The 17,936-nt window shown below is 43.4% G+C and carries 36 protein-coding genes and 1 pseudogene; 24 read left to right on the top strand and 13 right to left on the bottom strand.

Annotated elements, in window-relative coordinates:
* Positions 1-363 precede the first annotated feature (363 nt).
* The 13 genes from Xmir_RS20645 to Xmir_RS20595 form a co-directional block, all read right to left on the bottom strand.
* Positions 364-978: a hypothetical protein gene (locus tag Xmir_RS20645; RefSeq protein ID WP_099115904.1), complete on the bottom strand. Its 615-nt coding sequence runs from the start codon at positions 976-978 to the stop codon at positions 364-366.
* Complete coding sequence (locus tag Xmir_RS20640; protein ID WP_099115903.1) at positions 975-1,169, bottom strand: helix-turn-helix domain-containing protein; 195 nt, start codon at positions 1,167-1,169, stop codon at positions 975-977. Before Xmir_RS20640 ends, Xmir_RS20645 begins: the two co-directional genes overlap by 4 nt.
* Positions 1,166-1,753, bottom strand: a complete 588-nt coding sequence (locus tag Xmir_RS20635) for a recombination protein NinG (protein ID WP_099115902.1) — start codon at positions 1,751-1,753, stop codon at positions 1,166-1,168. Before Xmir_RS20635 ends, Xmir_RS20640 begins: the two co-directional genes overlap by 4 nt.
* A 69-nt stretch (positions 1,754-1,822) precedes the next feature.
* Positions 1,823-1,963, bottom strand: coding sequence for a hypothetical protein (locus Xmir_RS26000; protein ID WP_167386030.1), 141 nt, complete (start codon positions 1,961-1,963; stop codon positions 1,823-1,825).
* Positions 1,960-2,403: a YbcN family protein gene (locus Xmir_RS20630; RefSeq protein ID WP_099115901.1), complete on the bottom strand. Its 444-nt coding sequence runs from the start codon at positions 2,401-2,403 to the stop codon at positions 1,960-1,962. Before Xmir_RS20630 ends, Xmir_RS26000 begins: the two co-directional genes overlap by 4 nt.
* Positions 2,404-2,413: 10 nt before the next feature.
* On the bottom strand, positions 2,414-2,620 hold the full coding sequence (locus Xmir_RS20625; protein WP_099115900.1) for a Lar family restriction alleviation protein: 207 nt from the start codon (positions 2,618-2,620) through the stop codon (positions 2,414-2,416).
* Positions 2,617-3,006, bottom strand: coding sequence for a phage protein NinX family protein (locus tag Xmir_RS20620; RefSeq protein ID WP_167386029.1), 390 nt, complete (start codon positions 3,004-3,006; stop codon positions 2,617-2,619). The genes Xmir_RS20625 and Xmir_RS20620 overlap by 4 nt, the downstream gene beginning before the upstream one ends.
* Positions 3,003-3,218 (bottom strand): hypothetical protein, encoded by a 216-nt coding sequence (locus Xmir_RS20615; protein WP_099115898.1) that lies wholly within the window; start codon positions 3,216-3,218, stop codon positions 3,003-3,005. The genes Xmir_RS20620 and Xmir_RS20615 overlap by 4 nt, the downstream gene beginning before the upstream one ends.
* A 22-nt stretch (positions 3,219-3,240) precedes the next feature.
* Positions 3,241-4,629: a replicative DNA helicase gene (locus tag Xmir_RS20610; protein WP_099115897.1), complete on the bottom strand. Its 1,389-nt coding sequence runs from the start codon at positions 4,627-4,629 to the stop codon at positions 3,241-3,243.
* Positions 4,630-4,638: 9 nt separating this feature from the next.
* Entirely contained in the window at positions 4,639-5,454 is an 816-nt protein-coding gene (locus Xmir_RS20605) for a replication protein (RefSeq protein ID WP_099115896.1), read from the bottom strand.
* Complete coding sequence (locus Xmir_RS25995; RefSeq protein ID WP_167386028.1) at positions 5,447-5,614, bottom strand: hypothetical protein; 168 nt, start codon at positions 5,612-5,614, stop codon at positions 5,447-5,449. The genes Xmir_RS20605 and Xmir_RS25995 overlap by 8 nt, the downstream gene beginning before the upstream one ends.
* A 57-nt stretch (positions 5,615-5,671) precedes the next feature.
* Positions 5,672-6,037, bottom strand: a complete 366-nt coding sequence (locus Xmir_RS20600) for a hypothetical protein (RefSeq protein ID WP_099115895.1) — start codon at positions 6,035-6,037, stop codon at positions 5,672-5,674.
* A gap of 245 nt (positions 6,038-6,282) precedes the next feature.
* Positions 6,283-6,495 carry a helix-turn-helix domain-containing protein gene (locus Xmir_RS20595; RefSeq protein WP_099115894.1) on the bottom strand — a complete coding sequence of 71 codons (213 nt, stop codon included), beginning with the start codon at positions 6,493-6,495 and terminating at the stop codon, positions 6,283-6,285.
* A 102-nt stretch (positions 6,496-6,597) separates the two neighbouring features.
* Between Xmir_RS20595 and Xmir_RS20590 the strand changes: the two genes are divergently transcribed.
* The 24 genes and pseudogenes from Xmir_RS20590 (at position 6,598) to Xmir_RS20475 (ending at position 17,753) form a co-directional block, all read left to right on the top strand.
* Positions 6,598-7,026, top strand: coding sequence for a helix-turn-helix domain-containing protein (locus tag Xmir_RS20590; RefSeq protein ID WP_099115893.1), 429 nt, complete (start codon positions 6,598-6,600; stop codon positions 7,024-7,026).
* Between the two features lie 211 nt (positions 7,027-7,237).
* Entirely contained in the window at positions 7,238-7,729 is a 492-nt protein-coding gene (locus Xmir_RS20585; RefSeq protein ID WP_145956938.1) for a hypothetical protein, read from the top strand.
* Positions 7,719-8,498, top strand: a complete 780-nt coding sequence (locus Xmir_RS20580) for a DUF1828 domain-containing protein (protein WP_099115891.1) — start codon at positions 7,719-7,721, stop codon at positions 8,496-8,498. The genes Xmir_RS20585 and Xmir_RS20580 overlap by 11 nt, the downstream gene beginning before the upstream one ends.
* A 454-nt stretch (positions 8,499-8,952) precedes the next feature.
* Positions 8,953-9,330 carry a transcriptional antitermination N peptide gene (locus Xmir_RS20575; protein ID WP_099115890.1) on the top strand — a complete coding sequence of 126 codons (378 nt, stop codon included), beginning with the start codon at positions 8,953-8,955 and terminating at the stop codon, positions 9,328-9,330.
* 2 nt (positions 9,331-9,332) lie between these two features.
* A complete protein-coding gene (locus tag Xmir_RS20570; protein ID WP_099115889.1) occupies positions 9,333-9,533 on the top strand; it encodes a hypothetical protein in 201 nt (66 codons plus the stop codon).
* Between the two features lie 8 nt (positions 9,534-9,541).
* Positions 9,542-9,703 (top strand): hypothetical protein, encoded by a 162-nt coding sequence (locus Xmir_RS25990; RefSeq protein ID WP_167386027.1) that lies wholly within the window; start codon positions 9,542-9,544, stop codon positions 9,701-9,703.
* Positions 9,704-9,762: 59 nt separating this feature from the next.
* Positions 9,763-9,951, top strand: a complete 189-nt coding sequence (locus Xmir_RS20565; protein WP_099115888.1) for a hypothetical protein — start codon at positions 9,763-9,765, stop codon at positions 9,949-9,951.
* Between the two features lie 51 nt (positions 9,952-10,002).
* Positions 10,003-10,308, top strand: a complete 306-nt coding sequence (locus tag Xmir_RS20560; RefSeq protein ID WP_167386026.1) for a DUF551 domain-containing protein — start codon at positions 10,003-10,005, stop codon at positions 10,306-10,308.
* 2 nt (positions 10,309-10,310) lie between these two features.
* On the top strand, positions 10,311-10,706 hold the full coding sequence (locus Xmir_RS20555) for a hypothetical protein (RefSeq protein ID WP_099115886.1): 396 nt from the start codon (positions 10,311-10,313) through the stop codon (positions 10,704-10,706).
* A 50-nt stretch (positions 10,707-10,756) separates the two neighbouring features.
* The gene (locus Xmir_RS31380; RefSeq protein ID WP_279627221.1) at positions 10,757-10,885 is read left to right on the top strand and encodes a hypothetical protein; all 129 of its coding nucleotides are present in this window, start codon (positions 10,757-10,759) and stop codon (positions 10,883-10,885) included.
* A gap of 9 nt (positions 10,886-10,894) precedes the next feature.
* Positions 10,895-11,167: a hypothetical protein gene (locus Xmir_RS20550; RefSeq protein WP_099115885.1), complete on the top strand. Its 273-nt coding sequence runs from the start codon at positions 10,895-10,897 to the stop codon at positions 11,165-11,167.
* A complete protein-coding gene (locus tag Xmir_RS20545; protein ID WP_099115884.1) occupies positions 11,164-11,430 on the top strand; it encodes a hypothetical protein in 267 nt (88 codons plus the stop codon). Before Xmir_RS20550 ends, Xmir_RS20545 begins: the two co-directional genes overlap by 4 nt.
* Positions 11,427-12,239: a PD-(D/E)XK nuclease-like domain-containing protein gene (locus Xmir_RS20540; RefSeq protein WP_099115883.1), complete on the top strand. Its 813-nt coding sequence runs from the start codon at positions 11,427-11,429 to the stop codon at positions 12,237-12,239. Before Xmir_RS20545 ends, Xmir_RS20540 begins: the two co-directional genes overlap by 4 nt.
* Position 12,240: 1 nt before the next feature.
* Positions 12,241-13,125 carry a RecT family recombinase gene (locus tag Xmir_RS20535; RefSeq protein ID WP_099115882.1) on the top strand — a complete coding sequence of 295 codons (885 nt, stop codon included), beginning with the start codon at positions 12,241-12,243 and terminating at the stop codon, positions 13,123-13,125.
* A 272-nt stretch (positions 13,126-13,397) separates the two neighbouring features.
* Positions 13,398-14,498 (top strand): annotated as a pseudogene (locus Xmir_RS20530) (DNA cytosine methyltransferase); the annotation flags it as partial.
* Between the two features lie 143 nt (positions 14,499-14,641).
* Entirely contained in the window at positions 14,642-15,070 is a 429-nt protein-coding gene (locus Xmir_RS20520; RefSeq protein WP_099115881.1) for a zinc-finger-containing protein, read from the top strand.
* Positions 15,070-15,279, top strand: a complete 210-nt coding sequence (locus tag Xmir_RS20515) for a hypothetical protein (protein WP_099115880.1) — start codon at positions 15,070-15,072, stop codon at positions 15,277-15,279. Before Xmir_RS20520 ends, Xmir_RS20515 begins: the two co-directional genes overlap by 1 nt.
* A gap of 29 nt (positions 15,280-15,308) precedes the next feature.
* A complete protein-coding gene (locus Xmir_RS20510; protein WP_099115879.1) occupies positions 15,309-15,569 on the top strand; it encodes a hypothetical protein in 261 nt (86 codons plus the stop codon).
* A gap of 4 nt (positions 15,570-15,573) precedes the next feature.
* Positions 15,574-15,750 (top strand): hypothetical protein, encoded by a 177-nt coding sequence (locus Xmir_RS25985; RefSeq protein ID WP_167386025.1) that lies wholly within the window; start codon positions 15,574-15,576, stop codon positions 15,748-15,750.
* Positions 15,747-16,250, top strand: coding sequence for a hypothetical protein (locus tag Xmir_RS20505; RefSeq protein WP_099115878.1), 504 nt, complete (start codon positions 15,747-15,749; stop codon positions 16,248-16,250). Before Xmir_RS25985 ends, Xmir_RS20505 begins: the two co-directional genes overlap by 4 nt.
* A gap of 11 nt (positions 16,251-16,261) precedes the next feature.
* Entirely contained in the window at positions 16,262-16,471 is a 210-nt protein-coding gene (locus tag Xmir_RS20500) for an ogr/Delta-like zinc finger family protein (RefSeq protein WP_099115877.1), read from the top strand.
* Between the two features lie 171 nt (positions 16,472-16,642).
* Complete coding sequence (locus Xmir_RS20490; RefSeq protein WP_099115875.1) at positions 16,643-17,179, top strand: phage N-6-adenine-methyltransferase; 537 nt, start codon at positions 16,643-16,645, stop codon at positions 17,177-17,179.
* Entirely contained in the window at positions 17,176-17,361 is a 186-nt protein-coding gene (locus Xmir_RS20485) for a hypothetical protein (RefSeq protein ID WP_099115874.1), read from the top strand. Before Xmir_RS20490 ends, Xmir_RS20485 begins: the two co-directional genes overlap by 4 nt.
* A 197-nt stretch (positions 17,362-17,558) precedes the next feature.
* Complete coding sequence (locus Xmir_RS20475) at positions 17,559-17,753, top strand: helix-turn-helix transcriptional regulator (RefSeq protein WP_099115872.1); 195 nt, start codon at positions 17,559-17,561, stop codon at positions 17,751-17,753.
* The last annotated feature ends 183 nt before the right edge of the window (positions 17,754-17,936 follow it).

The raw sequence follows: 17,936 nt of genomic DNA, 5'->3' as shown, positions 1-17,936 counted from the left end.
AGAACCAGCAGTGTTATTCTCATTTAGACCTAAAAGGGTGACTGTTAACTTTTTCATTTCTGGTTTCCTGACTTTATGATGACAAAACAAAAAGGCCACACCAAAGTGCAGCCTTGAATTCGTTATCCGTGATCAAACAACCGCTATCCGTGATCAAATAGCGTTATCCGTTATCAAAATAGTGTTATCCGTGATGAACGAGGGTGAGTTGTCAACGCTAAGTTAATTGCGGGTAGATGTGAAAAAGCCCCACTGGGTTAGTGAGGCTTTAACTACTTTCGGTTTTACTGCCCGAGCATAACACAAAATATACATGTGAATTTCCCAAAATCAAGGAAATTTAGAAAATATTTATATTTATATTTAGTGATATGTTTCGCAGTTTTCTTTTCTAATTTCTCGCTTGATAGCGTAATACATTTCCTCCTCCAGTAGTTCCTCTGACCACTCGGAGCGTTTTCTGGCCCATTGAACATCACAGCCAGTCAATTTTGATAATTCACGAGCGATCTTTTGCGGGTATTTGCGTTCGCAATATCGTTTAATAGCGATATCCCGAATAGGGCTGCCCCGCTTAAATGTCTTATTCAGAACCATTTCAACGAATGCGGCATCATCTGATTCTTTGGCGAGAGCGATGATGTCGCTTAATGATTGCTTGGGGTTCAGAACCTCGTGGGCTTTCTGGAATAACTCCTCGCCGCCATAGCCTAGTTTATGCAGGTCTTTAACCACCTTAACGATCCGCTCACCTTCGGCATCAGTCCAATCTTCACGAGTCATTAATCGGCCTATGACACTACATTCTTCACCGGGATATTCATTCCCTCCGTATTGTTTACCCCAAATCATCATTAAATACCTAACCCAAACGCGTTGAATTGGTGTAATGGTTTTCCGGCCTTGACCCCATACCCGACGCAAATCTTTTTTATTGGCAACATAGGCCAGCAATGGGAATGCTTCTTTAGCCCTCATTTCCTCTGGTTCCCTTTTAGCTTTGTTTTTGTCATCAATGTCCCATTGCAGACAATGTGATACTGACATTCAAAATCACGGGCGAATTTACCTACTGTCATCCGGTTGATGCCTAACTCATGGGCTAACTGGGTTTGATTCCCCCGGTGTTTTATGAGTAACTCGGGAATTGATGTTATTTCAAACGTCATGCTGCCTCCTGTCTCAATATTTTTAATTTCTCCTGAAACTCGGATTTAATTGATTTACACTCCTCAATCGTCCATCGGTGGCGTTCATGGTTGCATTCGATAGACTCAACCTCTGCCAGCCCAATGCGCCGGATTAACTCCACCCGATACGGAACCAAATTGCCTGATTTGTGCTGATTGCAGACAATGCACTGTTTATGAATATTCCGTTCATCAAATCTCAATTGCGGTGCTGCTGTCGTTGTCCGGTAATGACCGGCATCCCATTGAGCAGAGGTGAACGTGCCACAGGAAACGCAGGGCAGGTTTCTGTCTCGTTCTCTGATATAGGCGTTTACTGCTCGCTGGGCTTGTTGAATCCAGTAACTGCGGGGTTTTACTGCTAGGCGTCTGGCTTTGAGTTTATCGCGGGCTAACTTTTGCTTGATGGTGTTATCTTTCTTTCGTTGTCGCTCTAATTCCTCTCGTTTTTTCTGTTCCTGCTTTTTCGCTCTGGTTATTGCGCATTGTATTGAGCATGTATTTTGTAATTGTCGTTCCGGTTCGTACCATGAACTACATTCCCTGCATTTCCGTTTTCTCACTCTATCCCCCTAACACAAATCCCATCATCAGCATGGCTGCTATCCAAAAGAGTACGTATGTGAGGTATTTCATTTCAGCCCCTTAGCCTCACGCCACACTTCAAACATACGCTTGACCACGACGCTGGCGTAGCAACCCTCGATATCACGCACCAAGCTGTATCGGTTGCCATACAGACGACGGATCATTGATTCAAATTTTTTATTCACCGTTCCTGCTCCTGTTTGAGTTTCATGTACTCGCTGTCGTGCGGTATTGTCACAAAACAACCGATACCCGCCGACCACTGTTCAACCTGTTCCATAAATCGAAACATCTCGCCAGTGTCTAATTTGGACGTCTGTTTCAACGTCCTGACGTGCTCAACCTCCTGCGTTCTGACATCAATCCGGTCAACCACCTCATAGCCCAGAAATGTGTGCTTGAACATCTCCTTGACTTCATCTGGTGAAAATTTCGCCCCGTTAGATTTCAGATAACGACTAATCTCGCCGAACCACATATGCGCAGTAGCGTTCTGAGATAGTGAGCGTTGGTTTTTCCACGGTTTGATGATGATTCGGTGAGGCTGGTTTGTTGCGAGAACTTCTTTGAGATGTTGCCAAGCGGCGTTTTTAGTTGATTCATGGAATAGAAAGTTGTATTCCATCTAACCTCCGTTATTTGCCCTCTCTTTTATTCCATAATTCCCACGCGGCACGTTCTGCATCTTTATAGCTAGACTTCCATACTGTTACTGGCCCATCAACTCCACAACCTCCGCAGTTAATCCATGCTGCATATTCATCTGAGGTGCCTCTATCCTCATAATCTGGACATAAATCATTGCTGCCACAAAATGGGCATGGTTTGAGTTCTACGGTCATGCTTCCACCTCCACCAGCTCATCAGGAATATCAACTTCTTCCCCTAATTTCGCAGCCACTACAGCGCGGCAGATGGCAATTTGTGGGGTTTCGCCTTTTTGTACTTTAAAAATAGAAAAATCGTCTACTGTTAATGCCCTACACGATGCCACCCAATGAGTATCCGTAAACTCCATGCGAGTTACATCACCGAGATATTCATCAATCAATTGCCCGCACTGCGCCCAATCGGTAGATGGCTTAAATGAATAATATCTGCTTTTTTTATTTACAAAATGTCCGCTAGGTAATTCTAGGAACCCTTCACCATTAATCTCTGCTCCGAGAGCCATTGCAACCGCCCAGTCCAACGCCCGTCCCGTTAGTTCACTTGTTTTGATTTTCATTCTGTCTCCGGTAATTCGTCCCATACCGCATAGGCAACTGGTTCACATGGCAAAATCTCAACATGACCAGTATGTCCACAACCACAACATGTCACGCTATCCGCTTCATACAGCCAGTTTTCGTTTCCGTTTGTCTCAACTAATGCGCTGTCCATGCCGCATTTTTCACAATCACCTAGCCAATCGACGTTTACTGTTTTTACTGTTTTCATCTCAAAAGTCCTTCCTGTGGGGTTAAACATTTGCACCTTTAGCAAAGCGTTTATGTGGCTTGTTATCACTGCTCTGACAAACTCTGGCGGCCTCGTCCTGATCCACTGGAAGAAAGTGCCCGTTTTTGAACCTCTGGTAGACCGTCCCTAGCTGCCCGAACCTATTTTTCGTTACAATAATTTCAGCATATGGCGCTGCGGGGGAATTCTCATTGTACACCGCATCGCGATATAACATGATGATGCTGTCCGCATCTTGCTCAACACTGCCGGAATCGCGCAGATCTGCGTTTACAGGGCGTTTGTTGGTGCGTTTTTCAACATCACGGGACAATTGGCTCAGGGACATAACCGGCGTCTTTAGGTCTTTCGCCAACCGTTTCAGGCTGGAAGAAATATGCGCGACTGCCAGATCATTTCGCTCTGCCTTTGGCTTATCAATCAGCCCCAGATAATCAACCATGATGAGCGATAGAGCTGGATGCGCCTTTTTGTGACGTCTTGAAATTGCTGCAATTTGCTCAACACTCAGCTTACTGGCATCGACAACCCAAACATCTAACCCTTGCAGCCTGCCAATACCGCCAGCCACACGCCCCCAGCCTTCATCGTCCATTCTGGCAGGGTTTCGCAGTGATGAGACTGCCAGATTAGAGGCTCCAGCCAATTGACGCTCGATAATCTGTTGTGAGTCCATTTCCATTGAGAAGATCAGTACGCCGCGCTGCTGGTCGGTTCCTGTGATGGTCTGGCTGGCAACACCCTCAGCCACTTTCAGCGAGAATTCTGTTTTACCCATGCCCGGACGCGCAGCAACAACCACCAAATCGACTGGGTTGATACCACCTGTGATCTCGTCCAATTCGTCTATGCCCGTCTTCAATGTGTCTGACTGCTCACCATTTTTGAGACGTTTCTCCAAAACCTCAGTGTAATCTTCCAGTAACTCAGAAACATGCAACGGACGGATCTCATCACGGGGCTTGCGGACTTCTGAAACTTGGGAAATGAACCAATCCATAGACTCAGCGGCGCTCTCAATCGTCCCGTTCTGGATGAGCACTCTGGCCTCGTCCATCAACTCAATCATGCGTCTGCGTTCATAGTTTGCAGAGACCATGTTCGCATAGCCCTTAAGGTTAGCGGCGCTGGGACAGTTTTTAGCAGCCCACATGACATTAGCAAAATTATCTTCACCCATCGCATCCGCAACCATGAGGGGATCAATCATTCCTCTGTTTTTAGCTTGTGAGCGAATAGTTTTGAATGTGTCTCGGTAGAATGGTGATCCAAATGCCTCATGCTCCAGAGTTGCCAGTACATCGTTAGCGTCCTGTGTCAGGCCGCTAACCAGCAATCCACCAATCACGCTGGACTCAAATTCATAACTGTTATCGATGTAATCATTCATGGTCTCTTCCTACAAATTTCCCTCACGAACGCCGGTTAGCGTTGTTTCTCTGAGTAAATAATCAATACTTGCTGTCCAACCCCGATCGTTGTCACCAAAGTAAAACGGCCTAGCCATGCCAACGAATGCCCGAACATATGACCGGAATCCATCAACGTTTGGGGTCAACAGCTTAGGGATTAATTTCTGGAACGCCCGTTGCCGCTTGGTATTGGCCTCTACAGCGTGTGGTAGCCTGTCACCGACCTCTTCGTTGTAGGCATTGAGATAGTCGTCGTAGTTGATTTTTGGGGTAGGTTTTCGCTTTTTCGGTTTAGCAACCTCACCGTCATTCCCCTCGTGAGGGGTTAGGGGTGTATTATTGTTTTTAATTGTATTTGGAATAATGTCTTTGGTGTCCCCCTGTTTTGGGGGATAGCTATCCCCTAAATTGAGGGATTCAGAATCCCCTGTTTTGAGGGATTTTCCCCTATTTTGAGGGATTACCCATTCATCAACATTTTTATTTGGTCCGAATCGGTTTCCTTGCTGGATTAAAATATTCATCCGAACCAGTTCCAGCTTTGCTTCGTTGCAGCGTTTAACCGGTAACTTGGCAATCTCTGCAATCTGTGAATCGCTGATACGATCCATTTTTTTATTCCACCCGTAGGTCAGTCTGAGAACAGCAAGCAGCACTTTGAAATGACGCTTGTTCAAATCCGCCCCTGCGTACTCTTCCAACAGCATGTTTGACAGACGGGCGTATCCATCTTCAATGCTTGCCACCGTTGGCCTCTCTTGCCTGTTTTTAGCCCCAAAATCAGCGTATGCAACATTACTCATGGCGTTTCCCTCCGGTCAATTCCTCGCGATGTTCCAGACGCAACTTCGCATCTTCCAGAGCGTCACGCAGTTTTTTACATCCCTGTTCGGTAACCGAACGGGCCAATCTATCGCGCCTGATATTTTTATGCACAGCGATGTGATTAAATCTATTTTTCATGTATAATTACTCCTGTGAAATGTTGTCGATAAGGGGCTTGCATACCTTGCTTATCGACTAAAGAGACATCTCAAGTTGCATTTCAGAAGCCTCAGTTGTTAGCGCAACTGGGGTTTTTCTTTTTGGGTATCTGAGTTCATCCAGCATTGATAACAATTTGCTGGCCTCAACCCCTGTCAGAACAATATTCGCTTCACATCCGGGGGCGGCGACACTTCCCTCTGGTAATCCCAATTCCACGATCAATTTACTGGCGAGTTTTGCTATCCGGTTTTTATCCCGACTCAACGCAGACGGGTGAATACCCATTTCACGTGCCAGATCATTATTTCCAAACTCCAGAGCTGATTTGAGAAAATAACTCTCCAGATATTGGGCATTACACGTGACACGTGTATTTTTGCGAGTTTTTGCAACTTCCATTTGGTAAAGTTCCTAAAGTTAAATTTATGGTTGTTTGTTTAGTTTTGTTTAATAAAAATACAGGGATATCAACTATCCTGAGATAGATGATGGGTATAGTTTGGGGTAAAGACCGCCCCTCTTTAAGAGGTTCAGTTAAGGCTACCCGATAGTTTCGGGTTGGTTGTGATTTAGCCTACCAAGGTGATAGGGACTCCCCACAAGGGCGGGGCATTCATTGTGAAGGTTTTGCGCTATCGCGCAGATCATACAATTTTGTTGTGATTACCGTTGATGAGCCATGATGGATCACATCTGAGAGCGTTAGCAATTTCCAGAATAAATCGAGGTCTCTTAATTAGACCTGATTCTATTTGCTGAATCGCTTGTTGCCGAATGCCGACAATTATCGCAAGCTCGGATTGAGTCATGTTCATTTCTGAACGTCTGGCCTTTATTCGTTCCGATAATGTTTCCATTGTACCTCCTATACAAAATTTCTTGTATTTAAGAACAAAGTTGCTTGTTTGTCAAATACAACTTTTCTTGTGAGAATTAGGAATTGAACACAGGAGTACATAATGTCAATTTCAGAGCGCGTCAGAAATCGAAGAGTTGAGCTGAATCTAACTCAAGTGGAGGTAGCCGCTCTCGCTGGCGTTAAGCAACAATCAATTCAGCAACTAGAAAGTGGCATGACAAAGAGACCACGATTTTTGCTTGAGTTATCGAAGGCTTTGAAATGCTCATTGGAGTGGTTGCAATATGGAACTGGTGATCCCAATGTGGAAGAAGCAACACAACCCCAAGTTTCAATTCAGTCTACTAATGGATTAATTCCTTCAAATTATAGAAAATTAACCAAAGAACAAGAGGAACTGTTGGATTTATTCGATAGTTTACCCGCAGAAGAAGCCTCTCGTTTTCTACGTGAATTAAAAACAAAATCAGCACATTTTAATGCGATTTTCGCCGAAATGATGGCAAAACGTGGCATTAAAACAGGTTAGCAAAAGACATACCATCAGTAAACAGTAACTAAACGAAATGTTAACTATGTCATAAATTTTAATACAGGCCGCACCTAGCGGCCTCCTGCCTAACCTCACAAATTAAGCAATTTCTGATCAAAATATTAGCGGAGGTGATGTAAGGTTCAGCACACAAACTTCAAACTATCAGAAATTATCCAGTACTGGCATGGTATATAGTGATAACCATATGACAAATATTGTTTATACAGATTCACAAATATCAGAGTTTCTAAGCGAAGAAAAAGTTGTGTTAAATCCAAAAGCGAAATGGAAAGAACAGAGAAAATCACAGCGGAAAAATTACAATCTGGTATCTGCGGATGGTAATAGAAAGTACACATTATTCATTAGGCAAAATATTATCCTTCCTGATAATTTCTCTTGTGGATTGATAATTGAGATTCCAGGTAATGAATCGATAACATTGGTTCGATATAATGGCTGTGACCATCCGCACATAAATATACTTGAAGATGAAGATGTTAGTTACAGATTTCATATTCATAAAGCAACAGAAAAGTATATGAGTGTCGGTAGAAAGGCTGAACATTATGCTGAAGTGACAGAACGCTATAATTGCTGGGAAGGGGCTTTACATTGCTTAGTTAACGATTGTAATGTAGTTGGACTAAAATTACCTGATATAGACATGACGAGAGATATGTTTTATGACGACTAACCTTGACGCGATCGAAAGAGAGATATGCACGAGCTTATGTGGCTCTGTGCATGTTACTCAGCGTCATGGAATGATAGCGGTCAATCTCCCTATGTCAGCCAGAGATGGAGATGGAATAGTTGCGTACCTAAAACCTGATTTGGGTGGTTGGAAGATTTCTGATATGGCAACCACAATGATGAGATTAAGTTATGAATCTGATTTAAATAGAATTTTAACTGGTACTAGAGGCAATCTATACCAATCATTGTTAAATGAATCAGGTTTGCACGATGATGATGGTGAACTGTATATACTAACAGATACCAAAAACCTCATGAGAAGTTTGTTTATGTTCGGTCAAGGAATTACTAGAGTTTATGATTTAGGATTATGGTCATCTTCCAGAACAGAATCCAGCTTTTATGATGATTTGAAAGAAGCCCTCATAAGCATAGTAGGCGAAGAAAACCTTGTAGAGACTTACCTTGCGGAAGTTCCTAACAAAGAAGATTATCCTATTGATTTTATGGTAAAAACAAGCACAAAAAGGCCGCTGTATATCTTTGGGATAGGGAATAAAGATAAAGCAAGACTAACTACTATTACCCTACAACACTTAGCAGCCAATAAAGATAATTTTGATTCAATGGCTATCTGTTCTAACGTTTCCGAACTACCTAAAAAGGACATAAACAGATTAATGTTTGCTGCTAATGATATTGTTCCCGATATGTCAGATATGACTTCAATCGCAAGAAAAATCAATCACCGTCTATCAATTAATTAACTTCAGCCCTCCACGAGGGCTTTTTTGTGCCTTTCTTTTTTGTATCCCTGCATAAACCCCCACTCAATCCATACATTTAATCACCAATCAGTGATCTAAATCACAACTCAGAACAAGAAGAAAAATTTATTTCTTTTTAAATCAAACGGTTAATTTAAAAACAAGAAAAAATACAAATTTGCTTGTTTACAAAATACAAACTTTCTTGTAATTTTAATATCAACGAAAGGACAGCAGCAAATCAGAACAGGAAGTTCTAACTCTTACAATGAATGCTCCGCCCGTGTGGAGAGTCCCTACCCAAAGTGATTTTTGGGGCGTGGTTAGCAGAGTCTAAGGATAGACACAAAGAGTCGCTGGAAAGTTTGCGCATATCTTTTAGCGACGCGCAAATTTAAAACAGTCACCCAGTGCATTAACTGCGCCCCAAAAATTACTAATCAGGGGTAATCAAATGGAAAGCATTACTGTTTTACCTAAAGGTAGTCAATTAAGTTCTAAAATGCGCCGTCATATAGAGCGTGGCAATTTAATGACCCGTCATCGTCTGGAAGAAAATATCCGTCAGTCTGAAATAAAAGCGTTGGAAAATATTATTGATCAGGCGTTCGGAGTAGAAACGGAGCCGCGCAAGGTATTAACACTCAAGCACAGACAACAAAATGACAGCGCCAACGCAATAGCCAATTTAATTGTTCGGGTCATAGAGAATGACGAGCAACAAGATCCAACACCAAGTTTCAATAATTGCTGCATGAGTGAAGTGGCACTCTACTCAACCAAATCCAAGACCCGCCGTCGTCTGGAGTCGGGTAATGTTACTGCGAGGTGAGTATGAAAAATAGAATCAACGAATTTATTTTGTATCTGACCGAACGCGGTATTAATCCTCGTGCAGTGGCTCATGACCCTAAATTGATGGATAAATACATGCTCGAATATTACAGAGCACAATGCAATTTCTGTGATACGGTTTTAGCAACATATAAGCACTCACCAACCCGCATAAAGCAAGCGTTAGGCATTCAATTTTAAGGTGCAAAATGAATATCGAATTTATTAATGAAGTTCGCGCATTAATGAAACGCGACCGTCAGTCTGCCATTCGTTTTCGCCATGATTCATTTTTGCGTAAACATTGCGTTCAAGCGGCGTTAAATAAACGTCGTTCTATTCGTGAATTAATGGCTATTTATGGTTGTTAACTAACTCCAGCTCATTTCCGAGTGGCTGGGGTGAGTTGATTAACAATTGGAGATTCTCAATGGAATTACATTTAAAAATGTGGATTGAAGGTATTTTTGAAAGTGGTTTTGACGAGGTAACTGCATTTGATTTTGTTGATGACGGGGAAAAATCAACTCTGATATGTGAAGATAAAGAATCATTATTATTTTCCCTCGACAAATGCCAAGAAATTATTAATGAAATACGAGCTTCAATAAACGAATAACAGCCTCGCCAATGTGGGGCTTTTTATTACCTGAATAATAGGAAAATGATAATGAGTGATGAATCTGATAAAAAAATGGAAGAATTCATTTTAAAATATGAAAATGAGAATGAAAAAAACATGGGTTGGATTAAGCTCAGCGACAATAGGCCTCCATATGGTAAATATTTGGTACTGTACCGAAATTCATCAAAAGAATACAACCACTCAGTAGTGACATTCTGTGGTGTTACTAGGGGTATTTATAGCGATGAACTGATTGATACATGGTACGTAACCCCCGGTGGAGGTGCGCAATTATATGAACCAGAAATTAGTTATTGGATGCCATTACCCGAACCACCGACAGGAGAATAACAATGGCTAAACATATTCACGCCGATTTAATGATGGCGTATGCGAAATTGGCGCAGGAGACGGATACGCCGTGGGAATATTTCGAGGTCAACTATGGTGGGAACGATTGGCAGGCCTTAACATGTGAATGCGGTTTTGATCATGTTTTTGGATACCGCCTAAAACCCCGCACTATTCGGATTGGATTAATAGATGTACCGGAACCTGTGAGGGAGCCGTTAGGATATGACGCAAAATATTATATTCCTAGAATAGATAGAACAATCGATATGTATGAGATGTTTGAATGGGATGATGCCGATTACGACAATGAAATGCTCGCACGCAGACTAATTCACCTCGACCGCGAATCCGCTAAAATACACGCCAAGGCGCTCATCGCTCTGACCCAGAAATAACCCCAACACCGAAAAATCATTAATCGTTTTCACTAGCGAGGGGCTGTTACATGCGTAATAACGTCCACGACGCAATGGCAGTCGTGCCAACACAACCACAGGCAATCAGGAACAGGCGCGCATGGAAGCGCCGCATTGCATTACTCATCATCTCAACAATCGTATTTATTCCGGTTTAGGAGGTAGCTATGTATCCAATCACGCTCAGTTATACCTACGCGGAAATTACTAGTAGAACGCTGCACGGACGTACGCAAACAACATTCACCAATCCCGCAGACCTGCACATTGATATGCCATTCTCGGAGTTCGCCAAGCGGAGTAACCCAGACCACAGCGAAATGATCGCTCACATCGTCAATAACAGTGATGAGGTCAGTTTGGTTGAGGCAATCATCAAATCAGGGATGGGTCGAAAAATTGCAATGGAACTGAACAAGCAGCAACGGGAGGCAGCATGAGACATTACAGCAATCCCTATGCTGAACATGACGCACAGGATGATCGCGAATGCGAAGAGGCGGCATATGAGGACGCAGTTCTAGAGCGTCAGGGAGATGATGCTCTACGACTATACAACAAACTGCCAGAGGGAACATGCTCTATTTTCTCACCACGGATGAATGAAATTTTCGGTGATATGTTCGATACAGGCGGCGAAGCGGATGAGGAAACTCACGCACTACTCTACAAACTATGTCAGCTTAAGGTGAGAACAGCATGAACCCCGGCATCTATTATGACATATCCAACGAGGACTATCATAACGGCGCGGGGGTGAGTAAGTCGCAGTTGGATGATATCGCAATAAACCCGGCATTTTATAAATGGAAGAAAAATGCCCCTATCGACACGGAGAAGTTAACAGCGCTGGATATGGGAACCGCTCTGCATTGCCTGTTGCTGGAACCAAATGAGTTCCCAAAAAGATTTATTTCCGCACCGCAATTTAACCGTCGCACCAATGCAGGAAAGGAAGAAGAAAAGCAGTTTTTGGAAGAGTGCAAAAACACAGGGAAAACTATCATGGACTATGAGCAGCACAGGAAGCTGAAAATTATGTGCGAAAGCGTGATGGCGCACCATGCGGCGAGATATTTCTTGGAAGCTGAAGGATATTGTGAAGCATCAATTTACTGGAATGACTCAGACACGGATGAGTTATGCAGGATTAGACCCGATAAGTTTTTAGCTAACCAACCCGTCATTCTTGATGTGAAAAAAGTTGCAGACATGGATAGATTTTCACGCCATGTCGAAGAATTTCGCTACCATGTACAAAACGCAATGTATCAGGAAGGTTATTTGCGTCATTTCAATGAACTGCCTGTTTTCCTATTTATCGCCGTCAGTGAAACTGTTGATTGCGCCCGTTATCCGGTTCGTGTCTACGAATTGAATTCTGAAGATGTTGATGTCGGATTTAAGTTATTTAAGCAGAACCTAAAAACATTCCATGAGTGTCGTATCAATGATGATTGGGGCGGCATAGAACCAATCTCACGCCCTGACTGGGCTAAACGGAGGGATTAATATGTCTCAAGAAATTACTACCATAAATTCAGAAGCGGATACTTCCACTGCAATTTTTAGCCCAACCGGATTACAAAAGTTGCAAGCGTTTGCTGAAATCATGGCTCAGGGAGTGGCGACCGTTCCGAAGCACTTAGCGGGTAAACCAGCGGATTGCCTGGCGGTGGCTTTGCAAGCTGCTCAATGGCGGATGAATCCCTATGCTGTGGCACAAAAGACACATCTTGTTAATGGCGTCTTAGGTTACGAAGCGCAACTCGTTAATGCCGTGGTCACGAGTTCTAAAGCTGTAACTGGCAGATTCCATTACAAATATGGAGGAGACTGGGGAAAGATAACCAGCACTAAGAACAAATCAGACGAAATAGGTTTGTTTGTTCAGGTTGGCGCAGTTCTTCATGGTGAAGAAGAAATCACTTGGGGCGAACCGCTTTATCTTTTTGATATTACGACAAGAAATTCCCCGCTTTGGAAGACAGCACCAAAGCAGCAGATCGCGTATCTGGCTGTGAAATATTGGGCGCGGCTTTATTGTCCAGAAGTGATTTTAGGCGTCTACACTCCTGACGAGTTTGATTCAGAACCCCGCGCAGCGCGTGATATTACACCAAAAACAACGAAACAGTCTCTGAACAATCTCATTAACAGCAAGCCTCAGCAGGAAGAAAAGAAGACCGAGGAGCGTACGCCAGACGAATTGCTTTGTGATTTTACCGAGGCGGCTAATTGCGCCAAAAGCACAGAAGAACTCGATAAGTTCTATAAGTACAGCGCGAAATTTTTAGCTAATCACGCCGAGCATCTGGAAAAAGCAACAGATGTCTACCAAATCCGTAAAGACGAGCTAATGAATAACGGTGGTGTAAATGACCACGGAACCGAGTAAATATTTTCACGGAAAACCATGCCCATATGGGCACACGTTGAGATACACGCAAAATCGCAGGTGTGTTGTATGTCGGCGGATATGTGCAAATGAGAATCAAGGTAAGTATGTAAAAGATAAACCGCCGAAGAAAGAAAAAACAAGAGCATGTCCCACCACCGATTTTCAGCACCGAGTAACCGTGCTCGGCAATCCAAATAGAAATATCTAACCCCATCAACCCACCACTCACGCTATTAACAGCGAGGAGAACTATTGTGCAAAAAACAATGATGCGTTTCGGATCTGTCTGTTCCGGCATTGAGGCAGCGAGTGTGGCATGGGAACCCCTCGGCCTGTTTCCGGCATGGTTCAGTGAAATCGAAAAGTTCCCCAGTTCGGTACTGCAATCTCACTGGCCTTATGTCCGCAATCTGGGGGATATGACCGGAATTGCCGCCATGATTGCCGAAAATCAGGCCGATGCACCGGATATTCTGGTCGGCGGGACACCCTGTCAGGCGTTCAGCATCGCAGGTCTGCGTAACGGACTGGGCGATGAACGAGGAAAATTAACCTTATCATTCGTGGAGTTGGCAAATGTCATTGATTCAGTCAGAGCAGCAAACGGCGAACAGCCCTCTATTCTCGTCTGGGAAAACGTGCCCGGCGTCTTATCCAGTAAAGACAACGCCTTCGGCTGCTTTCTTGCAGGACTTGCCGGAGGGGATGATCCATTGCAGCCGTCAGGGCAAAAATGGACAAACGCGGGTTATGTGTCTGGGCCACAAAGGCGTGTCGCCTGGCGAATACTCGACGCTCAATATTTCGGAGTGGCCCAACGACGCCGCCGTGTGTTTGTTGTCGCAAGTGCTCGAACCGACTTCTGTCCCGCAACGGTACTTTTTGAGCCAGACAGCGTGCGCCGGCATTTTGAACCGTGCAGAACGGCGGGGAAAGCGCATGCCGGAAATGCTGGAAGCCGCGCTGTTATCGGTAGTCACTGGGATTCAGAGCTGAACCCGCACCCGACGTTAAACCAGAGCCATAACGTTGGCGGTATTGGGATGAGCAATCAGGAAATATTTTCGCAACGTGGCAGTGGGCTGGTATCCACCTATCGGCTGCTTTCGTTTGGTGAGTACCGAACGGATGATATTTCATCAACGCTCAGATCACGAGATGATAAAAGCGCCACTGATCTGATAGCCACTTCTGATGCCGTGAGACGGTTAACGCCAGTCGAATGCGAACGGCTACAGGGTTTTCCTGATCACCATACCCAAATTCCGTGGAATGGAAAGGCAGCAGCAGATTGCCCTGATGGTCATCGCTACCGGGCAATCGGTAATTCAATGGCCGTGCCGGTAATGGCCTGGATTGGAAAACGAATTTTAATGCAAATGAGGTAAAAACATTGAATGAATAAAACATGGAGAGAGGTATTAGCACTGACATCGCAATCACCATTGTTTGGCCACCCGTTAGGAAAACGTGCAAATACGCACTGGGTGGCATTCATGAAGGAGGATGTTACATGTTCACCCCATGGAACCCCAGCCCAAGAGCAATCCAGCGAGTTAATGACCCCTACCCCATTCCGACACACTGCCGATATTGTGGCAGACACGTGATGATTGCGCATCATCTGAATGTATTTAAACGTATCCACGATAACAGCCGCTGGCCGTGGTTATACCACTGCTGGACATGTGGTGCGCGTGTCAACATTCACCCGGGAACGGATATCCCAATGGGGTCACTGGCCGATAAACCGACACGAAGAGCCAGAGCATCGGCTCATCGGTATTTCGATGATGTAGTCAGGAGTCGTAATTTGGATCGCACGGACGCGTACAGATGGTTAGCCAGTCAATTAGGTATCAGTTTCAACGAATGCCATTTCGGCTGGTTTGATACTGATATGTGTAATAGAGCAGCGAGTATATGCAGGAGTTTTAAATAATGGGAACTATGCGCGAAGAGCTTGATTTTTACATGAACGAAGCTGAACCAGAGTTACTCGAAGAACGCAGGGAATATATTGAAGTTGCATTGATGAATATTCTTTCAAAAAGATTGGACAGTATGAATGAGCGGTCAACTGACTATGCAATCGAACCAGAATCAGTTGAATTAAAAAATATGTATCAAGAAGGGTTGGATTTTTTATAAACGCTGGCTTCAAGCGTCAGGAGAATTAAATGAAAACAGAATACGCAGTAACAGGCGTTAATGATTTGTCTGACCCAACAGACCGATATGAATTAGAAAATCCAACGTGGGATGATTCATATCCTGATTATTTGGCTGAGGAGTGCGCCAATGATTATTATGCCAATCACGATGGATGGGAGGATTATTGGCCTATTGAAATAACTGTATTTAATGATGGTGAATCTATCGGGACATTCAGTATTAAATTGAAATATGACCATGTATTTTCAGCAACACGGATGAATTAATACAATGAATAATTCAGATATATGTAGAGAGGCGTTTGAAAAATTCTTATTAACTGAGTTTCGTTATTTTGAAAATGCCTTAGAGAAGGATAACGATGGGAAATATTTCAACATGCCAGCTCAGATTTATTGGGAGGCATTTCAAGCTGGATGGAAAGCATATCAGGAGAACCAAATATGAACATTGATGTGATTGAGTTGGCAAATGAAATAGAAAAATTACAAATGAAAGCAGCAATGGAATTGTGTAATTCATGGATGATAGAAAGATTAATGCTGACTAATTCAATTGCCCTTTATTTGTTAGGCAAAGGAGATAAAGAAGAGGCAATGGCGTGGATGGAAGGACTTCTTGATTGGACGGATGAAGATTTTTTATCTGAGGTGGAAGAAAATGCTAGTGATTTAAATAGCTGGTTTAGTAATCGGACGAAAGATGAAATAAGTTACCATTCTGCGCTGGAAATTATTCATTCCGAAACTCCGTCCGTCGAAAAAATTAAAAAATTATTGGAGGAAGCTGCAAAGAAACTCGCGGAGTATGAAAACATGGAGCCTGTGGCGTGGATGTGCCAGTTGCGTGGCAGTATATTTTATACTGATTCAGCCAGCACTGCTGATAGATGGTCAAATAATAAAGATGCAAATATCGTTCCCCTCTATCGTCACCCCAACAAATAACGAGAATCATTATGTACAATTGTCCCCTATGCAAATCGACAGCTCATGCTCGCAGTAGTTTCTGGCAAACGGAGGAAACAAAAGAGCGCTATCATCAATGCCGCAATATTAATTGCGGAGCATCGTTTGTAACTCATGAAACACTTTCCCATCTAATCACCAAGCCAACTACTGTTAATAAGGCGACCCCTCACCCAAAGAAAATAAAGAAAGTTGCGTGAGGGATAACATGGACATCGCAGATACAGCTAACGACCTCGTTGAGCTGAGGTTATCCCATGCTCTCCAAAACCGGAAGCCACCATTAACCAGCATCAACGGTATGTGCCGATGGTGTGAAACTGAGCCAGCAACACACGGTGCATTCTGTAGTCGGGAGTGTGGGGAGGATTATGAGCGATTTCGGAGGCAGTAATACCCCACCAGAATTAAAAAACCTCTGGCAAACTCCACTACCATTATTTCTGGCACTCGATTTAGAATTCGGTTTTTATTTAGATGCAGCCGCCAATGCTCAAAATACCCTGTGCGCCCATTATCTCACGGAACGAGATAATGCACTGGAATGTGATTGGGCGAGCTACGGTTCTATTTGGTGCAATCCACCCTATAGCGATATTTCGCCGTGGGTAGAGAAAGCGGCTATTGAGTGCAGAAAACAACGCCAGTCAATCGTGATGCTAGTCCCTGCTGACACTGCTGTAGGCTGGTTTAAATTGGCAACGGAAACTGTAGATGAAGTCAGGTTGATAACAGGTGGCAGGATTTCATTTATTAATGCAGGAACACAAAAGCCAGTGAATGGAAATAACAAAGGCAGTTTATTGTTAATCTGGAGGCCGTTCACAACCCCACGCAGAATAATAACAACTGTAGACCGAGACTATTTAACTAGCATCGGAAACGAACAAATAAGGAAAATAGCATGAGTGAAATGAAAGTGAAAATTGATATTACCAGAAAATCAGTCATGGAATATGTTAACAGCGATTACCCCGTCCCTGAATCTGAATATCCAGAATTAATCCGTGGTGACATCAAAACTATTTTAACGCGAGCCGGATTTCAGGAAATAACAATGGACGATATCACCGTTATTGTTCATGACTAGTGAATTCGAGAATGGACGACGACAGGTGGCAAGGGAATGCCTGAATGAATTAAACAACCTGCCCAAATATGACGACAAATTAGTCACCGCAATTCTCGATAAATACACACCCAAATTTAAACCGCTCAACCATATGCGATTCAGTGCTAAATCCGTGCTGGCGTATTATGTGAGAGTGATTCGGAAGGAGATGAAGGATGGAAAATAAGAATTTGCAGCCAGATTCGTGGGTTGATTTGAAATTCATCATGGCTGATACTGGCTTTAAGAAAACATTCATCTATGAAAGAATCAAAGATGGAACTTTAGAAAAACCACATAAAATCCATGGCCGTTCTCGTTGGAGATACTCTGTTCACCTAGAATTTAAAAACAGACTGCTGTTAGAATGAATTGGGTAAAAAACTGGGTAAAAAGAATTACCACACAAATAAATTACATTGTATATCAATAATATAAATAACATGTTTAAAGTTTGCAGGGGACGCCAATCTACAGTTCGCCGCAGTTCCTAATAGTTCGCAAAACCCCTCAATTATCAACATTAACAAAAAATAACCGTTCGTAGAAGTTTG

This window comes from Xenorhabdus miraniensis (genome assembly GCF_002632615.1).
The sequence above is the reverse complement of the archived record's forward strand: the minus strand, read 5'-3'. Positions and strand labels throughout refer to the sequence as shown.